Origin of the sequence: Desulfovibrio sp. JC022, from assembly GCF_010470665.1 — a bacterium.
GTDB lineage: Bacteria > Desulfobacterota > Desulfovibrionia > Desulfovibrionales > Desulfovibrionaceae > Maridesulfovibrio.
Genome location: NZ_VOPZ01000010.1, coordinates 1 through 21,469, shown reverse-complemented (window position 1 = coordinate 21,469; position 21,469 = coordinate 1). Strand labels below are relative to the sequence as shown.

17 protein-coding genes are annotated in these 21,469 nt (G+C 50.9%); 11 read left to right on the top strand and 6 right to left on the bottom strand.

Features of this window, described 5'->3' with window-relative positions; translation table 11 throughout:
- Window positions 1-6 precede the first annotated feature (6 nt).
- From FMS18_RS16305 to FMS18_RS16255, 11 genes are all read left to right on the top strand, one after another.
- The gene (locus tag FMS18_RS16305; RefSeq protein WP_163295743.1) at window positions 7-708 is read left to right on the top strand and encodes a SapC family protein; all 702 of its coding nucleotides are present in this window, start codon (window positions 7-9) and stop codon (window positions 706-708) included.
- Between the two features lie 531 nt (window positions 709-1,239).
- Entirely contained in the window at window positions 1,240-1,893 is a 654-nt protein-coding gene (locus tag FMS18_RS16300; RefSeq protein WP_163295742.1) for a CBS domain-containing protein, read from the top strand.
- Complete coding sequence (locus FMS18_RS16295) at window positions 1,880-2,716, top strand: ABC transporter ATP-binding protein (RefSeq protein WP_163295741.1); 837 nt, start codon at window positions 1,880-1,882, stop codon at window positions 2,714-2,716. The genes FMS18_RS16300 and FMS18_RS16295 overlap by 14 nt, the downstream gene beginning before the upstream one ends.
- Before the next feature lies 1 nt (window position 2,717).
- On the top strand, window positions 2,718-4,616 hold the full coding sequence (locus FMS18_RS16290) for an AMP-binding protein (protein ID WP_163295740.1): 1,899 nt from the start codon (window positions 2,718-2,720) through the stop codon (window positions 4,614-4,616).
- On the top strand, window positions 4,616-5,503 hold the full coding sequence (locus tag FMS18_RS16285; RefSeq protein ID WP_163295739.1) for a branched-chain amino acid ABC transporter permease: 888 nt from the start codon (window positions 4,616-4,618) through the stop codon (window positions 5,501-5,503). Before FMS18_RS16290 ends, FMS18_RS16285 begins: the two co-directional genes overlap by 1 nt.
- 1 nt (window position 5,504) lies before the next feature.
- Window positions 5,505-6,548: a branched-chain amino acid ABC transporter permease gene (locus tag FMS18_RS16280; protein WP_163295738.1), complete on the top strand. Its 1,044-nt coding sequence runs from the start codon at window positions 5,505-5,507 to the stop codon at window positions 6,546-6,548.
- 59 nt (window positions 6,549-6,607) lie between these two features.
- Window positions 6,608-7,771, top strand: a complete 1,164-nt coding sequence (locus tag FMS18_RS16275; protein ID WP_163295737.1) for an ABC transporter substrate-binding protein — start codon at window positions 6,608-6,610, stop codon at window positions 7,769-7,771.
- A gap of 9 nt (window positions 7,772-7,780) precedes the next feature.
- Window positions 7,781-8,578 (top strand): ABC transporter ATP-binding protein, encoded by a 798-nt coding sequence (locus tag FMS18_RS16270; protein ID WP_203544679.1) that lies wholly within the window; start codon window positions 7,781-7,783, stop codon window positions 8,576-8,578.
- A gap of 142 nt (window positions 8,579-8,720) precedes the next feature.
- A complete protein-coding gene (locus FMS18_RS16265) occupies window positions 8,721-9,980 on the top strand; it encodes a phenylacetate--CoA ligase family protein (RefSeq protein ID WP_203544678.1) in 1,260 nt (419 codons plus the stop codon).
- 173 nt (window positions 9,981-10,153) lie between these two features.
- Window positions 10,154-11,581: a sigma-54 dependent transcriptional regulator gene (locus tag FMS18_RS16260; protein ID WP_163295736.1), complete on the top strand. Its 1,428-nt coding sequence runs from the start codon at window positions 10,154-10,156 to the stop codon at window positions 11,579-11,581.
- Window positions 11,582-11,591: 10 nt separating this feature from the next.
- Window positions 11,592-13,196 (top strand): PAS domain-containing sensor histidine kinase, encoded by a 1,605-nt coding sequence (locus FMS18_RS16255; protein WP_163295735.1) that lies wholly within the window; start codon window positions 11,592-11,594, stop codon window positions 13,194-13,196.
- 11 nt (window positions 13,197-13,207) lie between these two features.
- On the opposite strand, the gene FMS18_RS16250 is transcribed toward FMS18_RS16255, so the two are convergent.
- The 6 genes from FMS18_RS16250 to FMS18_RS16225 form a co-directional block, all read right to left on the bottom strand.
- On the bottom strand, window positions 13,208-14,254 hold the full coding sequence (locus FMS18_RS16250; protein WP_163295734.1) for a tRNA-dihydrouridine synthase: 1,047 nt from the start codon (window positions 14,252-14,254) through the stop codon (window positions 13,208-13,210).
- A gap of 136 nt (window positions 14,255-14,390) precedes the next feature.
- Window positions 14,391-17,465 carry a hypothetical protein gene (locus FMS18_RS16245; protein ID WP_163295733.1) on the bottom strand — a complete coding sequence of 1,025 codons (3,075 nt, stop codon included), beginning with the start codon at window positions 17,463-17,465 and terminating at the stop codon, window positions 14,391-14,393.
- Window positions 17,466-17,528: 63 nt separating this feature from the next.
- Window positions 17,529-18,470, bottom strand: a complete 942-nt coding sequence (locus FMS18_RS16240) for a glycerophosphodiester phosphodiesterase (RefSeq protein ID WP_163295732.1) — start codon at window positions 18,468-18,470, stop codon at window positions 17,529-17,531.
- 11 nt (window positions 18,471-18,481) lie between these two features.
- Window positions 18,482-19,762, bottom strand: a complete 1,281-nt coding sequence (locus tag FMS18_RS16235; RefSeq protein ID WP_163295731.1) for a TRAP transporter large permease — start codon at window positions 19,760-19,762, stop codon at window positions 18,482-18,484.
- A gap of 2 nt (window positions 19,763-19,764) precedes the next feature.
- The gene (locus tag FMS18_RS16230) at window positions 19,765-20,262 is read right to left on the bottom strand and encodes a TRAP transporter small permease (RefSeq protein ID WP_163295730.1); all 498 of its coding nucleotides are present in this window, start codon (window positions 20,260-20,262) and stop codon (window positions 19,765-19,767) included.
- 58 nt (window positions 20,263-20,320) lie between these two features.
- Window positions 20,321-21,325, bottom strand: coding sequence for a C4-dicarboxylate TRAP transporter substrate-binding protein (locus FMS18_RS16225; protein WP_163295729.1), 1,005 nt, complete (start codon window positions 21,323-21,325; stop codon window positions 20,321-20,323).
- Window positions 21,326-21,469: the final 144 nt, after the last annotated feature.

Sequence of the window (21,469 nt, the reverse complement as noted above, 5' to 3'; positions counted from 1 at the left end):
ATATATATGAAAATGGTGCCCTTAAATAAAAATGAACATGCAGCGTACAAAATCAGGACTCCCGAAAATATGGATTTTGCGGCAGGTGCACATTTTGCCCGTTTGGTGCTGGCTGAATTTGTGCAGGCTTGTTCGGTTTTTCCGATTATATTTGTCGAGAACGCTGACATCGGAGGATTTGACCCCGGAGTCATGTTGGGATTTGAGCCTGGGCAGAATTTTTTTGTGGATGGGGAGGGAAAGTGGCTGGTCCCTTTTGTTCCCGCTTCCATCCGTCAGTACCCTTTTTCATATTCGTATTTTGAGGGCCAACCGGACAAATGGGTACTGCTTTTTGACGAGGACAGCGGACTCCTGAATATCGGTGCAGGTGAGCCTTTGTTTGACGAAGAGGGTAGAGAGAGCACAACCCTGAACAACATAATGCAGTTCATGGGAGAATTGCAGGCGGCAGCGGCTGCAACAACTGAATTCAGCGCATACCTTGCTGATAAATCATTAATAGTACCCTTGGACATTAAAGTTCCGGGGGAGAACTGCCCGCACAGCCTGCAAGGCATCTACGGAGTAAATGGACAGCGTTTGAATGAATTGCCGGATGATGTCTTTCTTGAATTGAAGAATAAAGGCTATCTTGCAGTTATTTACGCCCATCTTATTTCTCTTGGGCAGATTGAGCGGCTTGTGGCATTGAGTCCAAAAGTTTGAATTCTTGTGTGGCGACCTTAATCTTTCAAAGACAGTCCCTCATCTATAGGTTCTTCCATCAATTCCGATCGCTGGTTCCAAGAAAAAGTAAAGCCCGGCAATGTGTTATCTCATTGTGGGGCTTTTGGTTTTGGTGCTGATAATGGCGGAGTCGTGCGGCCAGTTTTAAATCGTCTGCTTCTGCTGAATTTGAAAAGGGAATTTTCAGCATCACGCTGATTGAAATGCATAGCAACCAAAGTTGCTCTTGCAACTAAAGTTGCGAAACGGCTCCTTACGCAAAAAAAGTAGCTATTGCCCCGCCTCAATATAATTTTGTCAACAAAAGTTGCTAAAAATACATTTTTACATGTCTGTATAAATTGTTTTCAGCAGCGTCTTTTTGTATTCCTCTGCGATTTTCAGTTTTTGTAACACTCCTAAATAAATGAATATTTGCGTTAATGACTAGCGAAGTAAATTTATCAACCTCCTTTGGCACGTTCCTTTCAATAGAGAACCAACCATATTTGTTTCAGGAGGTTTTTATATATGTACGTCGGGCTTAAGATGTTGAAAGACTTCATGCCGCAGTCACCGGATACGCTGGCGGAAGATGCTTCCATCCTTATGGATGACAATATGCTCTGGATGCTGCTTATCGTGGATAAGAGCAAGCTGGTGGGATATGTGCGCAAGGAAGATATCAGCGCGGCCATGCCTTCAACCATGACCGGGCTGGATAAACACGAAATCAACTACCTGCTCTCCAAACTGACCCTTAAAAAGATTATGCGCACAGACATCACCACGGTCAGCCCTGAAACTGAAATCGAGGAAGCCGCGGTGATCATGCGCCGCAAGAATCTGGCAGGACTCGCGGTGGTGGACGCTAACAATAATCTTCTCGGTTATATCAATCGCAACGTTATTCTCGATGTCCTGGCTGAAGAAATGGGATTCGCTGAAGGCGGCTCACGCATAGTTTTCGAGGTGGAAGACCGCCCCGGCGTGCTTAAGCACGTTTCCAGCCTCATTGACGAGCTCGGCTATTCCATTATTTCCACCGGAACATTCAATCACGATTCCCGCAGAATGGTCGTTATTCGGATTAATGCCGAGAACCCCTCGTCCGTTGCCGCAGTTTTGCAGAAGAACGGTTACGATGTCGTAGGACCGGAGGATTTCAGGGATGAATGGCAGTAGCCCCTTTTTCAAACCGGACTGTGAACCGGTCCCCATGGATCAGGTTATGCTTGAGGTCAAGGATGTTACCTTGACCTTTAAAGGAGTGGCCGCGCTCTCAAGGGTGAACTGTGAAGTGCGCAAGGGAAGTATCACCTCGCTCATCGGGCCCAACGGCGCGGGCAAGACCAGCATGCTCAATTGTATTTCCGGGCGTTACTTTCCCGACACCGGTTCCATTACCCTTAAAGGGGATGAGATGCTTGGTACGCCGGCCAACAAGCGTACCCATTTCGGTATGGCCCGTACTTTTCAGAACATTGCCCTGTTCCGGGGACTTTCCGTACTGGATAACCTGATGGTGGGGCGTCATTCGCGTATTAATTACGGTATATTGTCCTCGCTTCTCTACTTCGGCAAGGCCCGCAAGGAAGAATCCGCGCACAGGGAGCGGGTAGAGGAAATCATCGATTTTCTGGGGCTCTCCCCCTACCGCCATCAGGCCGCCGGACACCTGCCTTACGGGGTTCAGAAAAAAGTCGAGTTGGGCCGCGCGCTGGCTGCCGAGCCTGAACTGCTCCTTCTCGACGAACCCATGGCGGGCATGAACCTCGAAGAGACCGAAGACATGGCCCGCTACATTCTCGACATCAATGAGGAGTGGGGCATTTCAGTATTTCTGGTGGAACACGATATGGGGGTGGTCATGGATATTTCCGATCACGTGGTGGTGCTCGATTTCGGTCGCATCCTCGCTTGTGGAACTCCCGATGAAGTGCAGCAGAACAAGAAAGTTATTAGTGCCTACCTTGGAGACGAGGGCGGGCTTTATCAAGGAAGGTAAAATGAGCCGTCCATACAATACAACACTTCCGGCACTGCTGATCAAAAACGGGCGCGAGCGGGCTACCCGCACGGCCATGCGTGAGAAATATCTCGGCATCTGGCAGTCGTTTTCATATAAGCAGTATCTTGAAATAACATCCGAGTTCGCCGCCGGACTCAAGTCATTGGGTTTTGGGAAGGGCGATGCCATCGTCATCATCGGTGATAACCGCCCTGAATGGCTTTGGGCTCAGCTGGCGATTCAGGGCATTGGCGGATATTCCGTGGGACTTTATCAGGACTCTCCGGCGGACGAAATCGGTTATATTTTTACTCTTTCTGAAGCGAGGCTCGTGGTTGCCGAGGATCAGGAGCAGGTGGACAAAATCCTCTCCATCCGTGACCAGCTCCCGGACCTCAAATACATAATTTCTCATGATCCCAAAGGGCTGGTGGATTATGATGAGCAAGGACTTATGTCCTTTGATGACATCAGGTCGCTCGGCAAGGCTAAGGCTGATCAATTCGAAAAATGGACCGCTGAAGTTGTTCCCGAAGATGTCGCGATTATCGCCACTACCTCCGGTTCCACCGGACGTCCCAAGCTGGCCATGCTGACCCACGAGAATCTTCTTTCCATGGCCTGGAACCTCGGTGATTCCGATCCCAAAAAAGAATCCGATGAATTTGTATCCTTTTTGCCGCTGGCATGGATGGGCGAACAGATGATGGCTGTGGCTTCGGCTCTGCTTTTCGGATTTTGCGTAAACTTTCCTGAAGAGCCGGATACGGTGCAGGAAAATATCCGCGAAATCGGCCCGCATCTCATTTTTTCTCCGCCCCGCGTCTGGGAAAATATGGCTGCCAAAGTCCGTGTCCGTATAATGGAGACCACGCCGCTCAAACGCTGGCTGTTTAATCTGTTTCTGCCCATGGGCATCAATTATGCTGACAAGGTCTTGCACGGGCAGACTCCCTCAGCCATGGACAAGTTCGGCTATTGGCTGGCTGAGCTCTGCTTGTTCCGGGCTCTCAGGGACCGTCTGGGATTTTCGCGCATCCGCAGCGGGTCTACCGGGGGCGCACCGCTGGGGCCGGACACCTTTACCTTTTTTCATGCGCTGGGCATCAACCTGAAGCAGATTTACGGGCAGACCGAAGTGGCAGGTATTTCCTGTATCCACAAGGACGGCTCTGTCAGTTTTGATACTGTGGGTGAACCTATCCCGGAAACCGAAATCAAGATTTCCGAAGAAGGCGAAGTACTGACCAAAAGTCCTGCTGTCTTTAAAGGCTACCTTAAAAATGAGGAAGCCACTGCCGAAACAATTGAAGACGGCTGGCTCAAATCCGGTGATGCCGGATATTTCAAGGACAACGGGCAGCTGGTTATTATCGACCGCCTTTCCGATGTAATGACCCTCAATAGCGGAGCCCGCTTCTCCCCGCAGTTCATCGAGAACAAGATCAAGTTCTCCACTTATGTACAGGAAGCGGTGGTCGTCGGGCAGGATCGCGACTACATCACCGCCATCATCTGTCTGGACAGTGATATTGCCGGGCGTTGGGCCGAACAGCAGCAGCTGACCTACACCACCTATCAGGATCTGGCTTCCAACCCCAATCTCTACGACCTTATCAGCGAAGAAGTTGCATCAATCAATGAATCTCTGGAGGACGGCACTTCGGTTAAGCGTTTTGCCCTGCTCTTTAAAGAACTGGACGCGGACGACGGCGAACTGACCCGTACCCGCAAAATTCGCCGTAAGATCATAGGCGAGCGTTACGGCGATCTCATCCACGCTCTTTATAACGGTGCAAAGGAGATCAATCTCACCGCCCGTATCAAATATCAGGACGGCTCGGAGCGGACCATGTCCGGCCCCATAGCCATCCGCGAAATCAGCGAGGCCCGCTAATGGAATATTACCTCCAACTCATAATCAACGGCCTCGTGGTAGGTTCCATCTACAGTCTGGTGGCCCTTGGTTTTGTCATTATTTTCAAGGCCACCAAGGTGGTTAACTTTGCACAGGGTGAAATGGTCATGGCCGGAGCGTACATCTGCTTCGCGCTGACCGTGCAGTACCAGCTGCCGTTTCTGCTCTCGTTCCTGATCACACTGGTCTTCTCGCTCATACTGGGAATACTGGTGGAGAGGATGGTTCTGCGACCACTCATCGGGGAACCGATCATTTCGGTGGTTATGGTCACTATCGGGCTTTCGTCCATACTCAAGTCGCTGGTGCAGGTCTTCTGGGGAACGCAGATCAGGGTTTTTCCGCCCATCCTGCCGCAGGAGCCGATTATGGTTTTCGGGTTGCCCATTGCTCCGGTTTATATTGCGGCCTTTGTGCTTTGCCTGCTGCTATTTGCGGTTTTCTCCCTGTTCTTCAAGTATTCCTCGCTGGGCATTGCCATGCGGGCCACTGCTTTTGACCAGCAGGCCGCGCAGTCCATGGGCATCGGTATCAAGAATATTTTTGCCCTGTCATGGTGTATCGCCGCAGTGGTTTCCTCCATCGGCGGAATCATTCTCGGCAACATCAACGGCATCAACTCCCAGCTCGGGCATCTCGGCTTGAAAGTCTTCCCGGCGGTTATTCTGGGTGGACTGGACTCCCTGCTCGGAGCGGCTCTGGGCGGACTCATCATCGGTGTGCTGGAGAATATCAGCGAAGGGCTTGCCCGCGATCTGCTGAACCTCGGCGGCTTTAAGGAAGTTGCATCCTTTGTGGTGCTGGTCATCATCCTCATGGTCAAGCCATACGGGCTGTTCGGCACCAAAGAAATCGAGAGAGTGTAATATGCAGAAATGCGGACTGTTTTTTACAACTTACAATAGTGAAGACCAGCTCTTTCCGTCCACGTTTCAGAAAACGTGTCTCGGGCTGTTCATGGCGGCTATGCTGGCCGCGCCCTGCGTACTGGATTTCTACTACATATCGGTAATGAACCTGATCATGATCGCGGTTATCGGCGCAGTTTCCCTGAACCTGCTCACCGGGGTTTGCGGGCAGATGTCTCTGGGGCATGGAGCCTTTGTGGGGGTAGGGGCCTACGGATGTGCCTTTCTGGCAACCAAAGGACTGCCTTTCCTCTTCTGCCTGCTGGGCGGTGGAGCCATGGCTGCAATTGCCGGGATGATCTTCGGTATCCCTTCGCTGCGGCTGAAGGGGATTTATCTTGCCATCTCAACACTCGCAGCACAGCTTATTCTGGAATACGTGTTCCTGCATTGGACATCCTTCACCGGAGGAGCCAACGGCATGCCTGTTGATTCACCGGAAATCTTCGGTTTCATGTTCGATACCGATGAGAAGATGTTTTACCTCATTTTCGCCATCACCAGCGTCTGCGTACTCGGCGTATCAAACATCGTGCGTTCCCGTTCGGGCCGCGCTTTTGTGGCTATCCGTGATTTTTACCAGTCGGCGGAGAACGTGGGTGTGAATCTTTTTCAATATAAGTTGCAGGCTTTCGCCACCAGTTCATTCATGGCCGGTATCGCCGGGGGACTCTGGGCTTACTACACCATGTACATCACCCCGGAACAGTTCTCCATCGGGCTGTCCATCAGCTATCTGGCGATGATCATCATCGGCGGCATGGGCTCGGTGCTGGGTTCCATCTTCGGCGCAATATTTATCACTCTGTTGCCCGAAGTGCTCAATATCGCCACTTCCATGCTTGAAACCATGGCCCCGGAAGCAAGTGCCATGGCAGCACCGCTCAAGGAAGGTGTCTTCGGGCTGACTCTCGTGCTCTTCCTGATCTTCGAACCCGAAGGGCTGGTGCGTAAGTGGAAACTGATCAAGGCTTACTGGAAGCTTTATCCTTTTGCTTATTAAACAAAAACGTGCAGGCAGCACTTTAAAATAATCCGTCATTCTTTAGAGGAGAGAGAACAATGATTAAAAGAATTTTGACCTTAACGGTCCTCATGGTAACCCTGCTGATAGGTTCAACAGCCTTTGCGACCCTGAAAGTCGGTGTACTGTCCGACCTTACCGGACCTACTTCCAGCGTTGGTGTTCCTTACGCTCAGGGCGTGAAGGACTGCATTGCTTATGTCAATGCCAATGGTGGCGTTAACGGCGAAGATATCAAGCTTATTCAGGTGGACTACGCCTATAATGTGCAGCAGGCTCTTGCCGCATACAAACGTTTTAAATCACAGGGTATAGTAGCTTTGCAGGGCTGGGGAACCGGTGACACCGAAGCTCTGGTGCGTTTTGTTTCCCGTGACCGTATCCCGGTGTTTTCCGCATCCTATTCCGCACATCTCATGGACCCGAAAAAGGCTCCCTACAATTTCACTATCGCTCCCGACTATTCCACCCAAGGCCGTGCCGGGTTGAAATATATCAAGGACAGCTGGAAGGAAGACCGTGCCCCGAGGCTGGCATTCGTCTACCCTGACAAGCCGTATGGTCATGTGCCCCTCAAGGCCATGAAGGAATATGCAAAAGAGTTGGGATTTGAGATTACCGGAGATGAGGTTCTCGGCCTGAAAGCCATGGACGCGACCCCGCAGCTTTTAGCTCTCAAAAGGCAGAATCCCGATTTCGTCTGGGTGGGCGGTACCACTCCCTCCACTGCTGTCATGATGAAGGATGCCAAGAAGCTCGGCTTTAACGGTAAGTTTTTGGTCAATATCTGGGGTAACGATGAGAACCTTGCCAAGATGGCCGGTGCGGCCTGTGAAGGCAATTTTGGTATGCAGGCCGCAGCTGTTTACGGTCAGGACGTTCCCGGCATGAAGATGATTGAAGAGCAGACCAAGGGCCAGCCTAAGATGACCCATTATCTGCGTGGTTTTGTCTCTACCATGGTCATGGTCGAGGGCATGAAGCAGGCCGCCGCAAATGGCAAGGTAACCGGTCAGTCCATCAAAGAAGCCTTAGAGAGTATGCGCGATTACGATCCCATGGGACTGGCCCCGGCTATAAGTTACTTCCCCGGAGACCACCGTCCGAGCATGGCTGTTAACGTCTGTACCGTAAAAGACGGTAAACTCGAATTCCTCGAAACAGTCTCCCTGCCCCGAGACGACAAATGGCTGGGTAAATAGGATTTATTTATGAGTCTGCTGAACGTTCAAAACCTCGAAGTCGTCTACAATGACGTGGTGCTGGTGCTCAAAGGTCTGAGTCTCAATGTGGAGAAAGGGTCCATCACTACTTTGCTGGGCGCGAACGGGGCCGGGAAATCCACAACCCTCAAGGCCATTTCCGGCCTGCTGGAGGGCGAGGACGGTAAAGCCACATCCGGCACCATCCTTTATGAAGACAAGCCGGTAAACATCCAGAGTCCGGAAAAAATGGTCCGTAAAGGAGTTTTTCAGGTCATGGAAGGGCGGCGCATTTTTGAGGATCTCAATGTGGAAGAAAACCTGCGTTGCGGTGCCTACACCCAGCCCGCCAAATACTTTTCCGACAATCTTGAAAAGGTGTACACATATTTCCCAAGGCTGAAAGAGCGTCGTTCACAGCTGGCGGGCTATATGTCCGGCGGAGAGCAGCAGATGCTGGCTATCGGCCGTGCGGTAATGGCCAACCCCAGGCTTTTGCTTCTCGATGAGCCGTCACTGGGCCTTGCGCCTCTTCTGGTCGAGGAAATTTTTGATATCGTCAAGAAAATCAACAAGCAGGAAGGGGTAACCGTATTGTTGGTTGAACAGAATGCCCGCATGGCCCTGTCTTTGGCGGATTACGGCTACATCATGGAGAATGGGCGCATTGTTATGGATGGCAAGGGCGAGGAATTGCTTCACAATCCTGATGTGCAGGAATTTTATCTCGGCCTGTCCCATGGCGGAGAAAAACGAAGCTATCGCGACGTAAAACATTACCGCCGTCGCAAACGCTGGTTGGGATAAGAGCCTACCGGCGGTCCCTGCCGGGGGCCTTAAACCCTTTGGAAAGGGTTTAAGAATCCCAAACTTTTTTATCGGGGCTTCGCCGTTTGTTTCGAAACATTTTGCGATGATTAATCTGATTAATTAATTTTTATGAGGTGAGATGGTGGATAGATATAACGGACTATTTAATGATTATGAGAAAGATGCTCCTGAAGCTCGGTCAGAAAGGCAGCTGACTAAAATTAAAGCCGTTATCGAAAAAGCGGCTGAATCTTCAAAAGAATTTAAATCGCGTATGGATGCGGCGGGGATTTCTGCTGCTGATATTACCGACCTTGAATCTTTCAGTAAAATTCCAGTCCTGCGCAAGAAAGACTTAATTTCTCTGCAGCAGGAAAAGGGGCTCGACTGGCTGCTCACCGCCAAACCGGGTGAGTTGAGCAGGATTTATCAGTCTCCCGGTCCCATTTTCGATCCCGAAGGTCGTGAAGCTGACTACTGGGGCTGGACTGAAGGTTTTTACGCCGCAGGTTTCCGTGAAGGCGATCTGGTGCAGATGACTTTTAGCTATCACCTGACTCCCGCGGGGCTTATGCTTGAGCAGCCTTTGCGCGAAATCGGGTGTGCGGTGATTCCTGCGGGACCGGGCAATACCCCGGTGCAGATGCAGCTTTTGACCAGCCTGCCCGTAACCGGATTTGTAGGCATGACCAGCTACCTGAAAGTTATTGCCGAAAAAGCACAGGCTGAGGGGCTGGACCTGAAAAAGGATTTTAATCTCGATGTGGCCTTTGTGGCTGCGGAGATACTGCCCGAATCCCTGCGCAATGAAGTGGAAGAAGCCTTCGGCATGAAGGTCCGTCAGGGGTACGGAACTGCTGATCTGGGTTGCATCTCCTACGAGTGCCTTGAACTTGGCGGCATGCATGTTTCCAGTCGCTGCTATGTGGAAATATGTGATCCCAAGACCGGGGAACCGCTGCCTATGGGCGAGATCGGTGAAGTGGTTGTCACTCCCTACACCCTTTCCTATCCGCTGGTCAGATTCGCTACCGGGGACCTTTCACGCATGGTGGACGAGCCGTGCGGGTGCGGACGTACCGCGCCTAAACTGGCGGGAATTCTCGGCCGCGCCGACGATACCGCAAAAGTCAAGGGCCAGTTTGTCTATCCATCTCAAGTCGCTGAAGTTATCCGGGATTTTCCGGCTATTGCAAAACACCAGATAGTTGTCAGCAACGAGGGCGGCAAAGACAAATTGACCCTCAAGATGGTTCTTGAAGGTCAGCTGGACGAGAAAGCGTTTATCCCCGCCTTTCAGGATAAGATCAAGCTGCGTCCGGTCATGGAAATCCTTGCAGACAATGATGCCATCAAAGATGACGCTGTCCCCCTTGTGGATGAGCGCACTTATGAGTAATATTAGATAAATATTAAATAACATTTTACCAACGACAATTTAGCATCCAAAGCGGCGAAGCCCTATTAAAAAAGTTTGGGAGAGTCCAGAGAACCCTTTTTAAAGGGTTCTTTGGCCCCGCTGGAGGCGGCCCCCGGCAGGGTGCCCCTCGGAGAGCCGCCGGAGGCATCTGGATGAACAAAACCTTATTTCCTAAAAATCCTGTGCTCCTTGTTGATGACGAGGAAACATGGACCCGCTCCTTCTCTCTTGCCCTCAAGTCTGCGGGCATAAACAATATCTTGTGCTGTAACGACAGCCGCGAAGTGGAATCAATCCTTGAAACCACTGAAGTGGAAGTTATTGCGGCAGATCTAGCTATGCCTCATGTTTCAGGGGAAGATTTGATCAGACTGGTCACCTCAAAACATGCGGATATCCCCATTCTGGTTATAACCGGCATGAGTCAGGTTGAAACTGCTGTGCAGTGTGTCAAGCTGGGGGCCTTTGATTTCTTCGTCAAAACTTACGATAAAAGTTCGTTGGTTTCGGGGATCAGACACGCGATTCAAATCAGGGAGCTTAAAAGGGAAAACACCACCCTGCGTTCCCGGTTTTTTGATGATCGTCTAGAACTTCCTGAAATTTTTGAGAATATAGTCACTGCAAACGCGGCCATGCGTTCCATCTTCAAATACATCGAGGCCATTGCCGAATCGTCCCAACCGGTGTTGATTACCGGGGAATCCGGGGTGGGCAAGGAACTAGTGGCCAGTGCCGTGCATAAAGCCAGCGGACGTGCCGGGGAATTTGTTCCGGTCAACGTGGCCGGACTTGATGATAATATCTTTGCCGATACCCTTTTCGGACATAAGAAAGGAGCCTTTACCGGGGCGGATAAGGCCCGTCCGGGATTGGTGGTCAATGCCGCGGGGGGAACCCTTTTCCTCGATGAAATAGGAGACTTGGCCCATGCTTCGCAGTTGAAATTGTTGAGGTTGGTTCAGGAACGGGAATACATGGCTATCGGCTCGGACCTGACCCGCAAGACCGATGCCCGTATCATCGCCGCCACCAACATCGATCCCGAAGAACTGAACGAGAGCGACAAGTTCCGTAGCGATCTTTATTACAGGCTCAAAGCCCACCACATTCACATTCCGCCACTGCGGGAACGCAGGGAAGATCTGCCGTTGTTGGTGGATCATTTTATAAACGAGTATTGTAAAGCCGAAAAACGCTCCAGACCAGATGTGCCTGCGGAGTTGATCAATCTGCTCATGGGTTATAATTTCCCCGGCAATGTGCGTGAACTCCAATTTCTGATTATGGATGCGGTCAGCTGTACCGAGGGTAAGAGCCTGAACATTGAACGGTTGCAAAGGCATATTGGGAAAGTCTCCTCTGTGGCTGCTGATCCTTCCCAGCCTGTTCCGGCAGGGCAGAAAATTGCATTCGGGGCCGTATTGCCCACTCTAAAGGAAGCGTGTGAGGAATTGACCCTTGAAGCTATGCGCCGTGCTGACAACAGCCAGTCCGTAGCAGCCGAGAGCCTTGGAATTTCCCGGCAGGCCTTGAATAAGAGGCTGAATAATATGAAACGGGAAAATAACGATAACTGACGGATTCATTATGGGGTCAGAGACAAAGCACTTAAAGGAAAAGATCAGTCTTCTCGCAGAGCAGAACAGCCGTTTACGTAAAGAAATAAAGCAGTTGCGGACACTCATTGATGCCCCTCGCAATTTGATGCAGTTTTCATTTGATCCGCAGTATCGTTACATAACCTACAATCAGGCCCATTTTGAATTCATCAAGCACAATTGGGGTGTGACCATCCGGCCCGGAATGAATATTCTGGATATATTTCCCAATGATCAGGACCGTGAGTCCGCACGGGGCCATTTTGACCGGGTTCTAAGAGGCGAGTCGTATATCCTGAAAAGGGAATATAAGCGTCGCAAAGGTGAAACCCGTTTCTATGAAAATACCTATGTTCCGGTTTTTGAAAATGGGGTGATCGTTGCCGGATCGGTGGCAGCCCATGACATTACCGAATGGAGCGAAATAGAAGAGGAGGGCCGTAAGTACCGGGCAATTTTTGACAAGGCTCTCGAAGGAATTTTCCGCTCTACGGCAAAAGGAAGATTCATAGAGGCCAATCAGGAGATGGCTCGAATTCTGGGGTATGCCAGCCCGGAAGATCTCATGGAGTCTATCCTCGACATCAGCAGTCAGCTTTATTGCGACCCGGTTGAGCGGGATACGGTCATGGCTATCCTGCGCGATCAGGAGCTGGTCAAGGACTTCGAGACGCGCATGTTCCGTAAGGACGGCACATCCATCTGGGTTGAATTCAATGCCCGCTGCGAAAAAGATGAAGAAGGGCACACCCTTTATGTGGAGGGCAAGCTCACCGATATTTCTACGCGAAAGGAAAATGACCGCCGCCGCCAGCAGATGGTGCAGGCTGAGAAAATGGCCTCGCTCGGCGTTCTTGTGGCCGGGGTGGCCCACGAAATCAATAATCCCAACAGCTACCTGACCTTGAATCTGCCCACATTGCGTGATGTCTGGAATGATGCGCAGGAGATTCTTGATGAATACAGTGACGAGCACGGTGATTTTGTTCTTGGAGGGTTGGAATATTCCGAATTGCGCGAACAGTTTCCTTACCTGCTAGGCGAAATGATTGAAGGAGCGGGGCGCATCAAGGACATAGTCTCCCAGCTTAAGGACTATTCAAGGCAGGACAGTGAAGATGCCCGCGAGCTTGTGGAGCTCAACAATATAGTGCGCGGGGCTTTGACCTTTGTGCGGCATAAGATCAAAAAGTCTGTTCGTCATTTCGAACTTACGCTACCTGAAAAGGGTCCGGTGGTGGAAGGTAACCCGCAGCGGCTCATTCAGGTGCTTATGAACCTCATAGTCAACAGTTGCGAGGCTATGTCAGAGGAAGACAGCCATTTATCCATCTCTGTGAACACGGAGCGGGATGAGAACAATAAAGATGCGCAGGCCATGATCATCGTAAAAGATAATGGACACGGCATCCCGGAAGAGAATCTGCGTCATATCGAGGACCCGTTTTTTACCACCAAACGTGACAGTGGCGGGACCGGGCTTGGCCTTTCCATTTCCTCAAGCATAATCAAAAAGAATAACGGCAGCCTTGAATTTTTATCCCCGCCCGGTGGAGGTGCTGTAGCGGTTATGAAGTTACCGCTTTATAAGTGAGGTCTTCTGGTTTAAAGATTGTACAAATTCATATTGGGAGACTGGCTCAAAAGCATGTCCGGCCTGATGTGTTCTTTGGTCAATCGGCGGACATCCTCTATGGTTTTCGCCGTGGAAAATGTGGCCAGCAGGCTGTGCCCAAATCGGAAGTTGGCTGCAAAATAAGGCATGAACATCCGAAATCGTTTGATTGCCCGGACAGGATCAAATTCCTGCTCCAATGCTGTTGCCATACGCAGGATGTAATCCTCAAAAATTGTGTCACCGGGCGTGTAGCCTTCTGTCCACTGTGCAAAGAGCCATGGGCGCGCTATAGCCATACGGCCTATGGAGACTCCGTCGCAGCCTGTTGTATCCAGCATATTCCGGCAGCTCTGCGGGGTTGTCACATTGCCATTGCCTAAGACTGGAATTGAAACCGCTTCCTTGATGAAGCGGATGTTGTCAATCACGGGGGGGCGGGTGCGCTTGTCCGGGGCCACTCGCGGGTGGAAGACAAGGCAATCAGCTCCTGCTGTTTCAAGCTTTTTGGCCAGAGCCACTGCCGGACCGATATCCTTGGACCAGCCGGTGCGGAATTTGACAAAAACAGGAATGGACACAGCTTTTCGAACTGCTTCCACCAAGGCCACGGCTTTGTCCGGTGTTTTGAGAAGGACAGCTCCTGCTTCGCGTTTGATCATTCCCCGCGCAGAGCATCCCATGTTGATATCCACGCCAAAAAAACCTTCGCGCTCCACGCGTTTTGCTGCAATCACCAACTCTACTGGTGTAGCACCTACCAATTGACATACCAGGCTGGGTAGTTCCCACTCGTGCCATCGAAATACCGGGGATATTCTGGGGTTTTCTGTTGGAACAGCCTTGGCGTTGCACATTTCCGTAAAGGCCAGGCCGCAGGACCCATAGTGGGCGAGAACCTGCCGAAAAGCACTATGGGTCAATCCGGCCATGGGGGCCAGCCATAACCGGTTGGGGATGGTTTTTCCGCCAATGGTAATGGGGGTGCTGAGTTGTGCTGCCAGCTTGGGGCAATGGGTATGAATCGATTCGCTCATGGGATTTGCAAGACGTTTTTGGGTGTCACGTGATGCAGCATTGCCTATCCTGTTGTTGCCGGTGGGGCAAGTCTTGAGAGCTTGAAAAAGAGTTTTTTATATCCATACTCTGAGAAGCGGAGGCTGCCTGCCCCCGTTACGAATTTCTTTTCTTGCCCAGTTTCTCCATATCGGCCAAGTATTGCGGGGATTGGTCCAGATAAAAAGCAAGGGCCTTGGAGAAATGCTTGCCCACCAGACCGTCCACAAAGACCTGACTGATCTCTTTGTGCCGTTTCAGAATCAGCTGTGAACGGTAGAAGATGAGCCATTCCTCACGGGACATGTTTTGCATAACAATGGCCAATGCTTTTCGTGAACGCGGCTGATAAAGCCAGAAGTACATGAGATCAAGGGCGTTTACGATGATCAGTCTTTCAAGGTCCTGCGCTTCCTTACCAAGGGTCCGTATCATCATTTTAGGGGTCTGGAGCATCTCAAGCACGTCTTCTTCGGGGAACATGAGGTCCAGTCTGGAGAAAACCGAAAAGAGCTGGGCTATTTTGGTTTTGTATCCGGTAAGTCTGGCTTTGATGTTGGCCTGCCTGTCGGCGAGTCCTTCGATAAAGGCCGCAACCCCGTCTGATGCGAATTTAGAGATGATCGCAGCCCATTTCTGCAAGATTCCTGATGCGTCCGGGATTCCGGCCATGCCCAGCGAGGCCCCGATCAGTCCGCTTAAGGCTACGGCTACGGGAATGGCGAGAATGGACCTGAAAAAGTTGCCCACAGTGGCTCCCTTGGGCAGTCCTCGGATGGCATTGTGGCTGGAAAGATAAATACCGTTAGCCAGTCCCATTACTGAATAGAGCAGTATGGGATCGGTGGCGGTGGTTATTCCGAAGGTGTTGTCCAGCAGCAGGGTTTTGACCAGATAATCCAGCAGGGGTACCGAGAATCCGGTGTAGAGCAGAGAGTCGGAAATGCGGCTCCAGCTGACCAGCGAGTTCCACGGCAGTAAGGGAGAACGGCGTAAACCTCCGCCGCCGAGGACCGATTGGATAATATTCCGTGATCCGGTGATGGCAAACCAGATTACCGCCCCGAAATAGGACAGCAGCCACCAGTCCTTGGTCAGGTAAAAGGTCAGGAAGGCGGGGATAAAGCCCAGCAGGACCTTGGCGGTATTTTTGATGTTGGTATTCAGGTAGGTCCACGGTTTATCGAGCGTATCTGCTTCTTTCTTGCAGTCCATGTTGTTTTCGGACTGAAGGGTCAGGCCGCCGAGGGTGCCGACATTGCCCGGTTTTCCTGCGTGAATCCTGAAGGAATCAAGGCTCCATTTTATCCAGCGTTTGTCGTTGTTTTCGGAAATACGGGAGAGCCCTTTTCCAGAACGCCCCACCTTGCTTTTGATGCTTTTGGTCATCAGACCGCTGACCGGGATACGGGTGCCTCCTTCGCCGCAAATGTTGCGGTAGAAGGGTTTGCGTGCCCGTGCCGGGAGGGTGTCTAGAACTACAAAACCCATGCCGTGTCGGTGTTCCGCTTGTCCGGTTGAGCCAGATCCAATGCGTGATTTCAGGCTTCGTTTGCGGTAGATTTTATGAAATTTTTCCAGATCAGAAAGGATGGCCACCAGCTCCGGCTTGCGTTCCTGCATGATGCTGAAGTTTACCGTACCGGCTGTCTTTTCTTTTTTTAAACATTCCAGTTGGTCGTCGTAATCATAAATGATTTCGCGAATGGCACTTTTCAGGGTGATTACGCTGTCTTCGTTGAGGGCTTTCTGCAATCTTCCGATGAGCTTATAGTGCTTTTCCTGTCCGCTGAGCTGGGTATTCTGCTGCTCAAGAGAGTTGTCCCCTTCGGTGATTTCCTTGCAGGCATCTTTCAGGTTGTAGGCCTCAATATGGGTGATCATCCCCCCGCCGTCATAAAGCAGTTCCAGTGTATCCTGCGCAGTGAGGTTGGCCAGATTGAGGGTGAATTTCGAGCTTGAGTGAATGCGTAGCAAACGGGTCATCAATTCATTGATGTTGCAGCGCAGGAGTATTGGAAGCTCTGTCTCTGCATGCGGATTTGCCGGGTCGTTTAAATGCGGGTTCTTCTCGGGTATCAGATATTCAGCAATGATGGCCCTGACAGTCAGCCCGTGAAGTTTTTCTTTTTGTTCCGGGGTGAGAGCAGTCTCTATTGTTTCTGCTGTGTCTCCATCCGCTTCGCAATTGGATTTGTTTTCAGCGTAAATAGAAAGTTTGTTGTGGATGAAACGTCCAAGATGCAGGATGGACGGTTGTCCGGTGCCTACAAAACCCATAAATTCTTCCTGATTCAGCAGGGGAAGTTGCAAGCTCAGTTGTTTGCTTAGGGCCTTGCGGTGGTTGTTATTGAATTCAGCGAGGACGTCGAAAACATATTTCTGCTGGTAACGCGAGACCTCCAGACCTTCTTCAAATAAATTGACCACTCGTTCTTTTTCAAGAAACTTTTGGTAGCTGGAACTGTCGGAAAGAACATTCGGCTCCCAAGTGAAGCGGACGTATTTATCCCTGAAACGAGCAGAAAGCTCGATGCCTACCCGGACTTTAATGTCCAGTATGCTTCCTGCTTCAAGCAGTTCCTCAATGACCTGCGGGCGCACGTAGTTGTAGTAAACCACCGTGAGCTTGCGGATGCCCTTGATCCACGCATCCATGATCAGGTGGGTGGGTGATTTCCTTCCTTTGGTGTTGGCATCATGTACGTGATGGTCAAAAGCGTACTGGTTCCATTCTTCGGGCATTTCTACCAGATGATATTTTGCCAGTTCTTTTCTGATCTTGCGCGGGTTTCCTGCTGAGACCATGCGAAAATCATGAGCCAGTTTGAGTCTGCTCAGTTCACTGTTGCCCGGACGGACCAGTTTTTTCATGATTTGCAGGAGTACCCGGGCGGTATTTTTGCGGTAGAAGCCGGAAGAGGAAAGGAATACTTCATCGCGCAAAGAGCGTAGAGCTTTCAAGCGGTCGTGGGCCATGCCGTTCTCAAAACTTCCCAGCAGGCTGATCACTGCATAGGCAATGCGCAATCCTTGCGGCGCAGCCATCTCTTTGATCCCGTGAGGATGCATGTACTCAACAAAAAGGGAGCGGAAAGCGCGGGATTTAGGGCCGCGCTTGAGAACATCATCAACAATTTGCAATAGTTGATAATCGAGTTTGTCGAAGAAAAGAGAAGATATTTTGGTCATGGCATGGAGTTGGTCCGGGGTCCGGCAGAAGCCGGAAGCCCCTTGCCTGAACCCCATGTCCGGTTAAATTTTATAGTCTGCCAGCGTACGTGCGGCCTCTGCGTAAAAATCAGTGAAAACACCGTCAATCCCCATATCGGCAAGGGCCGTCCATTCTTCCGGAAGGTTGGCGGTGTACACGAATACGGCAAGTCCCCGTGCATGGGCCTTTTCGATGAATTCGGGCGCAACAGTGCGGTACCAGAGGTTGATAGAAGTGGCTTTCATGGAATCAGCACTGTCCAGCAGTTCATCCGTGTAGTAGCGACCATTAAGGCAATCTTTCAGTTCCTGACTTAGCAGACTGTGGATTTGTTGATCAGCGCAAATCCTATCAAGAAGTTTCAGATTATCTGCCAAAACAGGAAAGCGCGGCAGCATGTAATCTTCGTTACCGTAAGCGAAAAGTTCGGCAAAGTATTGTTCTGCCTGCGGCCCTGTTTTTTTCAGCAGGAGATTGCGGCGGATGGCCCCGTCCAACAGGGCAACTTTAACTTCAGGGCAGACTTCGCGGATGGCTTCAAGCTCTTTCCAATTGAAGGAACTGACCAGCATGTCGGACATACTAAGCTTTTCAGCGGCAACATATTTATTGAACAGTTCTCCTGCCATTCTGCCGGTATTATTCCCTTTCAGTTCCATGTGGATTGCCGGGCGTTTGTCCGCTGCACAGGAAGCAAAGAAATCGAAAACGTCCGCAAGGAAGGGGATGCGGTCCTCTCCTTGTGTGGGGTCTCCGGCAAAGAGATTTTTCAGGGTTGCTGAATCCGTACTGGAAACCTCGCCTTTGCCGGTTGAAACCTCTTCAAGGTCAAGATTGTGAACGATAACCAGTTCTTTGTCTGCGCTTAGCTGGACATCAAATTCAATGGCCGCAACGCCTTCGGAGGTTACTTTGGTAAAGGAACGGATGGTGTTCTGGTTATATCCGGGGTACTTACAGCCCCGATGGCCGATGAGTATCATTTCAAACTCCACTATAGGATGTTGGGGAGAAACATTACCACGGAGGGCATGTAAGTCACGATTACCAGAACAATGAGCAGGGCCAGAATAAACGGCCAGATCTCACGGCAGAATTCGCCTACAGTTGATCCGGTAATGGCGCAGGTCGTGAACATCATTGAGCCGAACGGCGGCGTTATCCCTCCGATCATAATGTTGACGATCATGATCAGACCAAAGTGGATAAGGTCGATGCCCATGCCTTTGACCAGCGGAACCAGCAGCGGGGCTACGATGATCAGCAGTGCTCCCCCTTCAAGGAACATTCCGAGGAACAGGAGCAGGAAGTTGATCACAACCAGAATCAGCCACGGGGATTCGGAGATAGCCAGAATGCTCTTGGTCAGCTGATGGGGAATACGTTCCCAACTCATGTACTGCCCGAATACGGAGGCGGCGATAACAATCAGCATAACCGAGCTGGTGCCCAGAATGGTGTTTTTCATGATGATGGGGAAATGCTCCCATCTCAGTTGCTTATAAAAGAAAACTCCGATGATGATACAGAACAGCACGGCCATGGCTCCGGCTTCAGTGGGGGTAAATACACCGAAACGAATACCGGCGATGATGCCCAGCGGGAGTAAAAGTCCCCAGATGGATTCGCGAAACTGTTTGAATATTTCCTTGCCGGAAGCCATTTTTTCGCGGGAAGGCTTGTAGTCTCTTTTCTTGGCAATGAAATGTACGGTGAGCATTAGTCCAAGGCACATGAGAAGCCCCGGAGTGTAACCGCCGATGAACATTTTTGCCACTGAAACCTGTGCAATGAGAGCGTAGATGATCAGGTTGATACCCGGTGGGATTACCGGGGCAATTGCAGATGATGCGGCGGTGATGGCGGTAGCAAACGGCGCGCTGTACCCGCGTTTGGTCATCTGCGGGACAATAATTTTGGACTGCATGGCTGCATCCGCGTTGGCTGATCCGGAAATTCCGCCCATGAGGGTGGAGAGCAGTACGTTGACCTGAGCCAGACCGCCGCGCAGGTGTCCGGTCAGTACTTCTGCCATCTTCATGAGGGCGGCACTGATTCCTGAAAAGTTCATGATCTCTCCGGCCATGATGAAAAATGGAATGGCCAGTAAAGGAAAGGAAGCGGTGGAGGTGATGAACTTTTGCAGGATCAGGTCCGGCGGTGTGCCGACATCGCCGAAAGTGAAATATGCGAGACCTGCGGCCAAAAGGGCAAAGGCAATGGGGATACTGGTAAAATACAGGGCCATTACGATGGTTACGGGAAATGTAAGCATGTTTATTCTCCTTCTTCTGCCTGTTTGCCGAAAAGTTTTCCTAAATCCTGATACAGGAAAGCCAGTGCGTAGACAGTAATCAAGGAGAAACCGACCGTAAGTGCCAGATTCACGTAAATGGCGGGAATATCGAGAACGGGTGTGCGTTTCAGCTTGTTTGCCTGAATGTAGAAAACACTGAGATAAACGATGTAACCGTTAATGATGAACATCATGAGGTCGATGACCACAGCAATGAATCTGCGCCAGACTTTGGGGCCGATCTTGCTGATCATATCAATGCCGATATGCATTTTGTAGCGGTATGCAGCGGCTGATCCAACGAAAACGGACCAGATGAATGCGGTTGTCGCTACTTCTTCGGCCCAGAAAAGACCGCCCTGGAAAAGGTAGCGCAGCCCGACATTGACGATGACCACCGCAACGGTAATGCACAGGAAAAAACCGCTGAGCAGGAGGTCGAAATTTTTAAAAATAAATCTGCATGCTGTAGTAGACATTGTTCACCACCAAAAGCAGGGCATGGGAGATGTGACGCCCATGCCCTGAATTTATTGTTTATCTCATTGCGTCGAGTTCTTTGAAGATAGTCTGGTAGATACCGGGAGTCATGCCTTTCTGTTCTTTGTAGAGAGGCTTGAGGGCTGCGCGGAAAGCGTCGCCGTCAACTTCATTGAATTTCACGCCGTAGGATTCCAGTTCCTTGACCACGCCGCCGTGCTGGGACTTGAGCAGGTTGACCATGTGAGTTGCGCCACCAGCGAACTCTTCTTCGATGATCTTCTGGTATTTAGCAGGAATCTTTTCCCAGACCTTGGTGGAGATGTACACACCGCAGGTACCGAGAATGTGGCGGGTGTTGGCTACGTTTTTGGTGGGGCCTTCGTACACTTTGGTGCCGATGTTGGTGAATTCGGAACCTTCGAGACCGTCAACAACGCCCTGCTGTACTGCGGAGAGGGTTTCGCCCCAAGGCAGGGGAGTAGCAACCGCGCCCATGGCGGTGAGGGTGTCGATGTAGGATTTGGAACCGGGGGTACGGATTTTCATGCCCTTGAGATCAGCAGGAGTCTTGATGACTTTCTGGGTGATAAGGTTACGGAAACCGTAGATGTAGTCGAGAGCAAGAATCTTGATGCCCTGTTTCTCAGCTTCAGCTTTCATTTTCTTAACGAGGTCGGACTGGGTGAGAGTCACGTATTCGTCAAAGCTGCGGTAAAGCATGGGAGCGTAAAGGGCTTTGAAATCGGGAACATAGTCACCGATGAAAGAGGGATCTTCTACGGAGATGAATTTAGCTCCGCGAACAACCTGCTCCACGCCTTCCTTGTATGCGGGCAGCTGGGCCTGCGGGAAAGTCTGGATGTTGATTGCGCCGTCGGTTTTTTCGTGGATGGACTCGGCCACAGCGTCCATGGATTTGGAAAGCTGCTCAGCGGGGCTGAAAACGTGACTCAGTTTAAGGGTCAGTTTGTAGTCGTCAGCAGCCATGCACATGGTGGACATGGACAGAAGCAGGGCAGTACCTGCGCAAAGCACGGAAAGGGTCTTCTTGAAGCTCATTTTAATCGTCCGCCTCTAAGGTTAAATCCCCCGGCTTCAGCCGGGTAGCTTTCAGCTAGTAGTTGCTTTATATTCTCCGTATGGAATACCGCAGAGGCAGTCATACGAAGTACAAAATTGAGTATCACTTTGTTTGGGTCACGA

Coding starts and splice junctions, on each gene's coding strand:
- FMS18_RS16245 (WP_163295733.1), bottom strand. CDS start 17,465: ATGACCAAAATATCTTCTCTTTTCTTCGACAAACTCGATTATCAACTA.
- FMS18_RS16240 (WP_163295732.1), bottom strand. CDS start 18,470: ATGATACTCATCGGCCATCGGGGCTGTAAGTACCCCGGATATAACCAG.
- FMS18_RS16280 (WP_163295738.1), top strand. CDS start 5,505: ATGCAGAAATGCGGACTGTTTTTTACAACTTACAATAGTGAAGACCAG.
- FMS18_RS16290 (WP_163295740.1), top strand. CDS start 2,718: ATGAGCCGTCCATACAATACAACACTTCCGGCACTGCTGATCAAAAAC.
- FMS18_RS16305 (WP_163295743.1), top strand. CDS start 7: ATGAAAATGGTGCCCTTAAATAAAAATGAACATGCAGCGTACAAAATC.
- FMS18_RS16235 (WP_163295731.1), bottom strand. CDS start 19,762: ATGCTTACATTTCCCGTAACCATCGTAATGGCCCTGTATTTTACCAGT.
- FMS18_RS16270 (WP_203544679.1), top strand. CDS start 7,781: ATGAGTCTGCTGAACGTTCAAAACCTCGAAGTCGTCTACAATGACGTG.
- FMS18_RS16300 (WP_163295742.1), top strand. CDS start 1,240: ATGTACGTCGGGCTTAAGATGTTGAAAGACTTCATGCCGCAGTCACCG.
- FMS18_RS16265 (WP_203544678.1), top strand. CDS start 8,721: ATGGTGGATAGATATAACGGACTATTTAATGATTATGAGAAAGATGCT.
- FMS18_RS16285 (WP_163295739.1), top strand. CDS start 4,616: ATGGAATATTACCTCCAACTCATAATCAACGGCCTCGTGGTAGGTTCC.
- FMS18_RS16255 (WP_163295735.1), top strand. CDS start 11,592: ATGGGGTCAGAGACAAAGCACTTAAAGGAAAAGATCAGTCTTCTCGCA.
- FMS18_RS16295 (WP_163295741.1), top strand. CDS start 1,880: ATGAATGGCAGTAGCCCCTTTTTCAAACCGGACTGTGAACCGGTCCCC.
- FMS18_RS16230 (WP_163295730.1), bottom strand. CDS start 20,262: ATGTCTACTACAGCATGCAGATTTATTTTTAAAAATTTCGACCTCCTG.
- FMS18_RS16275 (WP_163295737.1), top strand. CDS start 6,608: ATGATTAAAAGAATTTTGACCTTAACGGTCCTCATGGTAACCCTGCTG.
- FMS18_RS16225 (WP_163295729.1), bottom strand. CDS start 21,325: ATGAGCTTCAAGAAGACCCTTTCCGTGCTTTGCGCAGGTACTGCCCTG.
- FMS18_RS16260 (WP_163295736.1), top strand. CDS start 10,154: ATGAACAAAACCTTATTTCCTAAAAATCCTGTGCTCCTTGTTGATGAC.
- FMS18_RS16250 (WP_163295734.1), bottom strand. CDS start 14,254: ATGAGCGAATCGATTCATACCCATTGCCCCAAGCTGGCAGCACAACTC.